Source organism: Deltaproteobacteria bacterium (assembly GCA_009929795.1).
Classification (GTDB): domain Bacteria; phylum Desulfobacterota; class Desulfovibrionia; order Desulfovibrionales; family Desulfomicrobiaceae; genus RZZR01.
The window spans coordinates 1-3844 of sequence record RZZR01000194.1; the positions used below are offsets into that span (position 1 = coordinate 1).

Consider the following 3844-nt stretch of genomic DNA (forward strand, 5'->3'; position numbering starts at 1 on the left):
ATGGCGTAGGCCCCGTTTCCGAAGTTCTCCTGGCCGAAAATGGCCCGGTACGCAGTCTGGCCGCTCTCCCAATCAAGCCCGGTTACTTCCCAGCCATCCTGGTCCGTGTAGCCGTTGACCAAGGCCAGGCCGGCCGATTCGCTGTGGATGGGGACCATGCTCGTGGAGGATACATCGGAGCGGGCCCATACGGAGCGCCATGCATCGGCATCCCTGTCCCATTCGAAGCGTTCGGCCCCATAGCTGGTCGGATAGGCCGGGCCCATGAGGCTGACCTGAAGGATCTTGTTCTGGTTCTGCAACTCCGGGCTGACGACCTGGGGGATGTTGTTGACCACGAAGGCCCCCCGGCCGGAAACCACGACCGATTGCTCGGACTGGATCCAATCCGGCAGGTCCGTGAATCCGCAGGTCACCTGGATCTGGTCGGCGATCCGCCGCGAGGCCGTGCCGGGCTTCTGCTCGAATCCTTCGGGAATGTCGTCCCTCCAGAAGGCCACAAGCTTCATCCTCTGGGCCCCGTCGGTGATGACCACCAGTCTGTCTTCATTGTCCCCGAAGCCCATGAGTGTGGGCGTGGAACCGGTGCCGATCCCGACCTTGATGATCGGCGGTTGAGTGGACGTGTCGTAGGGACTGGACCAAGCCCCATCGGCCGCGGAATCCGAAATCGAGGAGCCTGTCCAGACAAGCTTGCGCATGACCCGGTCACTGGCCACGTAGATCCCATTCTTTTCGTCCACGGCAATGGAATTACTGCAAAACTCGTTGTCGGCAAAACGGTAGAACTTGGCGCTTGTAGTCTCAAGCTCCCGGTTGATGATGCCCACGCCATTGCTGAAGCCCAGGATTAGATACCCATCGTAGGTCATGCAGACACTTGTGATCCTGGCATTGGCCGGTGGAGCCGGGTCCTGGCCCTGGATGGCGTTGATGACGTCTTTCAAGATACGCTTTAGCGTGATGCCGGCCGAAGGATTGGCCGGGTCGATCAAGGTGAACACGCACAATGCATTCCCATAGTTGGCGTACAGCAGGTTGTCCTTGTCCACGACCGAATAGATGCCGTTTCCGAATCTGAGGGCGTAATTCGCGCCCATCATCGTTTTCAGTTCCGCGTCCATCTGATCGACAGTCATACCCTTGGCCGAGGACTGGGCAAAGGCCAGCATATCCTCGTCGGCAATGACCGGAAAAGCGTTGTCCGTGGCATTGGCCAAGGCCTGAAAGACCGCCTGGACCTCGAACGAGCCGGAGCCGGTCTGCACATAGCTCACCCGGTCGCTACCCGCGGCCCACATGGAGTTCTTGTCCGTGGAGGCCAGGGTGATGATGTTCACCGGTCCGCCATAGACCATGGGCTTGTCCTCCAGCTTGACCTGGGAAATGGACCGCTCAGGCCCATAAGGGGTCGAGTCGCTCTGAGAGGAATCGAAATGGGTGATGGCGTACAATTCGGCAGCCAGATAGGGGTTGGGCTTGGCCTTTTTAGTCGAATCGTCCGAATCGTCGGAACTGCATGAGGCCATGAAAAGCAAAGGCAACATGATCGTGGCGGCAATCCAGGCAACGAATCTTTTTTTCTCAACGTACGGCAATACGCTCATGGCCTACCTCCTGTGGTAGCACGCAAACACATTTCCGGGCCGGTTCAAACACTCCGATCTTGATTCAAAAAATGTCATGTATTCTGTGATGATATGATGCTGTCTGTCTCCTTTGGATGCCGGGGTTTCAGGTTATGTCGGCCATGAACCGCCAAGGAGCTGTCCCTGCTGTTTGTCCAGCTCGGTCTGAAGCCAGGCGGCCTTGGCCACCAGTTCCGCATGGGACATGCCGTCCACTGACGCGTCCGGAAGCACATGTCCCGTTCGGTAGTCCAAAAGATTTTTTCTCTCAACCGGATCCGTGTTCAGGCAGTAGAGCTCCCATTCATCTGACTTCACTCCGTTCGGATCCGCGTAGCGGGCAATCTTCCAGTCTCCGGTGCATAGAGCGGCCACGTTGTTCGGTTGAAGCACCGGGCCTTCTTCTTCCACATACCCCTCGGCCTTGGCTTTCTTCACGTTGTCCAGAAACATATCGTATTTTTCCTGGGTTTCCGGATCGGGATCAGGGCCGATTTCGGTAATTGCATCGCTGGTGGCAAAGAGGACCCCGGGCCTCGGGCTCCCGTCCGGGCCGCAAATCGGCTCACTTGTCTCGCCCTTGATATGGGCGGACAGATCGGCACCCACAAAGGGCTGCACGACCCGGCCGAGGATTTTTTCCAGGCCCAGGCGGATGCTCGTCTGATCGAACCCGGCCAGACCGAGGACCGTGGGCGCGAAATCAATGGAACTCGTGGGCTGGACGATATCGCGCATGGAACCGGCCTCGGGATTGACCAGGGGCGAGGACACGACCATGGGCACGTGGATGGCCTCCTCGTAGGCGTTGTGCCACTTCTGAATCATGCCTCCGTGGGCTCCGCCCATCTCTCCGTGGTCGGAGAGAAAAATGATGATCGTATTGCCGGTCAGTCCATTCTCGTCCAGGGTCTGAAGCATCTTTCTCAGTTGGAGATCGGCCAGGTACATGCAGTAGAAATAGAACTGATCGAAGGCCAGGGACCAGTCCCGGGCCTCGTCCCCCTGCATTTGAAAAGGATAGGGCGAAGGCAGCTTGTTGTAGTTGTACACAGCATCGAAGGCCAGGCCGTATTTGAGGGAATAGTCCTTCTGACAACGGGGCTTGTCGGCCAGGGTTTCATCGTAGGTCGAGGGCAGGGTGCAGTTGTCTTGGGGGAATCCGTCCGGGTTCAGGGGCACAGTGAGCGAGTCGGGATTGGGGAGACTGGCCTGCCCTTGGATGGGATTGGGCGGCGGCGGCGGATACTTGGTCCAGGGAACCACGCCCTGATCCTGGGGCTTCTGCCAGGACACCGGCCAAGCCCCCACGTCATGAGGATTGACCAGGGAGCCCACGGCAAACCACGGACGGCTCGAGGTTTTGCCCTCGCCGCCCAGGAACTCCTCCACGCTCTCCACGAAGCCCACGTCACGATACACTCCCAGATTGTAGGGATCCGATCCATGGGGCTCGGGGGAGGATTTCTCCCAGTCGGCAAAGCCCCAGGGCTCCAGATAGTCCGGGGCCTTGGGGTCGGAGACATGCCATTTGCCGAAATAATGGGTGGAATACCCGCAAGCGCGCATCCAGTCGCCAATGGTCGGCGGTCCTTCCGGATCCAGCCAATTCACGGTTTCAGCCGATTTGAACAGGCCGTCGGTCTGGGTCACCCCGGTGGTGTAGGACCCGGTCATGATGCAGGTCCGACTGGGCACGCAGGCCGAGGAGGCCGTGTAGTGGGTCCGCATGATGACCGCGTTCTGCCGCAGGCGCATGAAGCCGGGAAAGAAATTGGTGTAGGGGTTGCCCGCGGACAAGGGCCGAAAGCCCAGAATCTCCTTCATGCCGTCAAGCAGGCCCTCGTTGGGCTTGTAGCCCGCAGGGGGCATCTGCTGCTGGTCGGTCATGAGGAGCAGGATGTTGGGCCGGGACGTGTCGTCGCTGCTTCCCGTGCAGCCCGTGGTCGTGGCCATGCCGGCCATCATGGCCACGGCCGAGATCTGGGCCGATTTTTCGATGAACTCGCGTCTGGTCAGCTTCATTGGATCACTCCTTATTTCTTGCCGTGGACGAGGTCGAGGAGGTGTTTGATGCGCTCAGCCCAATAGCTGAAGGCCTCCTCCGTGCTGCCCCATTTGCTGAAACGATCCTCGAACTCGGCCTTTTTCTCATCCTGGGCCGCGGCGATGACTTCGTTGGTCATGGAGTCCAGGGCCATGACTTCGACCTTGGT

At 59.2% G+C, this 3844-nt stretch carries 3 protein-coding genes; all 3 read right to left on the reverse strand.

The window, feature by feature from the left end:
- Window positions 1-1607, reverse strand: a 1607-nt coding sequence (locus EOM25_12920; protein NCC26076.1) for a hypothetical protein, incomplete at its 3' end; no start/stop codon positions are given.
- A 132-nt stretch (window positions 1608-1739) separates the two neighbouring features.
- The gene (locus EOM25_12925; GenBank protein NCC26077.1) at window positions 1740-3653 is read right to left on the reverse strand and encodes a DUF229 domain-containing protein; all 1914 of its coding nucleotides are present in this window, start codon (window positions 3651-3653) and stop codon (window positions 1740-1742) included.
- An 11-nt stretch (window positions 3654-3664) separates the two neighbouring features.
- Window positions 3665-3844, reverse strand: a 180-nt coding sequence (locus EOM25_12930) for a DUF3313 family protein (protein NCC26078.1), incomplete at its 5' end; no start/stop codon positions are given.